We start from the raw sequence: 2517 nt of genomic DNA, 5'->3' as shown, positions 1-2517 counted from the left end.
CCTAAAAAGTTAATCTGATCCCTATAAGGTTTGCTTTATTTTTTTCTAAATATTAAAGATAGTTTCCCCTAAAACCATCTTAAATATCAAAGACTTAGAAGTAAACTTATATATTTCCCCTAGAATATATAAGCTTACTTAAAGTTAAAAAATATTTGAATTGTGAATCCCTACATAAACAATTCAAAAAAAAGATTAGTGCAAGTAAATTGTTTCCCCTAAAAGCAATTCACGTTGTTAAGTCTAAAAACGGATGGTGTCCCCTAAACTAATCATCTAAAAAATAAAAAAACCAGTACTTAAAAAGTACTGGTTTTTTTCAATGTGAGAAACATCATTTAACACTTACTAATTACACTATAAAACGTTTACAATAGACAATAGCATTTAAGTTTTATAATAGTAAGGAATTTAAAAGCATAAAAAAACGGATTGTTCGTAAACAATCCGTTGATTCTATTAGCTTTAAGCTTTGTAGCGGGAACTGGACTCGAACCAGTGACCTTCGGGTTATGAGTTCTGGTAAACCATTGATTTACTGAACCATACCCTTTTATTATTTAAAATCGTGTTCTAAAACGTGTTCAGTTTAGATCAGATAATTATTATAATTCTTTAATTGCAATTTAAAGTTTTTTTTTAAATATGAAACTATAGTAGTATATTTAAATGCTATTTAAAAAGAATTATTTTGAAAGACTTACCTGAAATACATTTAGAACAAAAAAAACACAAAAAGAAACATCAATTACTTGTCAAGTTTCCTTACAATGATATTCTAATCAATAAAATAAGAACTATTGATGGAGCTACTTGGAGTAGAACCTTGAAATCTTGGTACGTAGAAGATTCAAAAGAAAATTTACAGCTAATTCTCAGTACTTTTAAAAATATTACAACTGTTAATACAAATGGAATATCCTTAAAAGAAGTGTTTAAAAGAAACCTAACACCAGATCAAAAAAAACTATTAAATAGTTTTTATTTATATTTAAAAGGTAAGAGATACAGCAAAAGCACTATACAAACCTACACTTTTTTTATTGCCGATTTTGTAAACTTTTACACAAAAACTCCTTTAGATGAACTTACCAATAGAAACGTAGAGCTTTTTATTGAAAAAGTATTTATAGAAAGAAACTATTCTGTGAGTTCTCAAAGACAATTTATTAGTGCATTAAAAATTTTCATTGCATTTTATCCATTCACAAAAATCAATGACTTGGTTTTAGAAAGGCCCAAAAAGTCTAGAAAATTACCTAGTGTTTTATCTCAAGAAGAGGTTTTGCAAATTATAGCTGCTACTCAGAACTTAAAGCATAGAGCTATTATCGCCTTAATTTATTCATGTGGTTTAAGAATTAGCGAATTAATAAATTTAAAACTTGCTGATTTTCATATTGAAAGAAAACAACTTATTGTAAAAAATGGAAAAGGCAGAAAAGACAGATATGTGAGTTTGGCTGATAGTTTTTTACCTCTTTTATCAAACTATTATCATTCGTACAAACCCAAAATCTATTTTGTGGAGGGACAAAATGAAGGGAGGTATAGTGCAGAAAGTGTTCGTCAATTTTTAAAGAAAAGTTGTCTAAAAGCTAATATTAATAAAAGGGTTACCCCTCATACTTTAAGACATAGTTATGCAACACACCTCCTAGAAAACGGAGTTGATATTAGATATATTCAATCTTTGCTAGGACACGCTAAACCAGAAACAACGATGATTTACACACACGTAAAAAGAAAAGATTTAATGGAAATTCAAAATCCATTAGATACTGCTATAAAAAAGATAAACAAACCTGATAATAATAACGAAAAACTTGTTTTATCCGGAAATATTTAACCAAAATGCAATATATTTGATTGCATATAACACGTTGTATTTAATATCGAAAGACTTTCGGAATTTTCAATACACTTTCTCGAATATTCAAGCGTATCTAGAGAGAAGTTTTACGGACTAACTTTGGAATATTTTAGAACTCAAACTGAACGATTGAAATCGTTGAGAGTTCACTCTCAAAACGTTGAAACGTTATACAGTTTGAAGATACTGAAAATAATTGACAAAGTCAAGTATTGGGTGACTTCTCTTATGGAAAACTTGACTATTCTTTCACTTAAAGACGTTCCATATAGAACGCATATAAAACATATTTAAGTGAAAAACTGAATTGAAAAGCGTTTTATTGTTGCGTCTTCGAGACTCCGTATTTTCAGGTCAATTTTTGGAAAGGTTGTCAGTGATGATATCTTTTAGAAGATCCTCGAAACTATTTATATGATGAATTATGGAAAATACTAAACACAACAGCCCATATAAAAAATAGCTATGATAGTGATTATTTAAAAAATTTAGGTATTTTTAAATCAAAATTGAATACCTATGAAATTATCGCCTTTAAAGACGCTACTTTCCATATAGGTACTCGTTGTGTGTCATACCCAAAAAACCGTGAAAACTGAATGAAATTAAAGAATATAAATTTGAATTTATCCTTTTTTGGAATA

At 28.3% G+C, this 2517-nt stretch carries 1 protein-coding gene; it reads left to right on the top strand.

What is annotated here, in order from left to right; genetic code table 11:
- The first annotated feature begins 691 nt into the window (after positions 1 to 691).
- Positions 692 to 1849: a site-specific tyrosine recombinase/integron integrase gene (gene xerA / locus ACTG3V_RS15375; RefSeq protein WP_439133056.1), complete on the top strand. Its 1158-nt coding sequence runs from the start codon at positions 692 to 694 to the stop codon at positions 1847 to 1849.
- Positions 1850 to 2517: the final 668 nt, after the last annotated feature.

Origin of the sequence: Polaribacter sp., from assembly GCF_965660385.1 — a bacterium.
In the GTDB taxonomy this organism is placed as follows: domain Bacteria; phylum Bacteroidota; class Bacteroidia; order Flavobacteriales; family Flavobacteriaceae; genus Polaribacter.
Note: the sequence above shows the minus strand (reverse complement) of the source record. Positions and strands in the feature narration are given on the sequence as shown.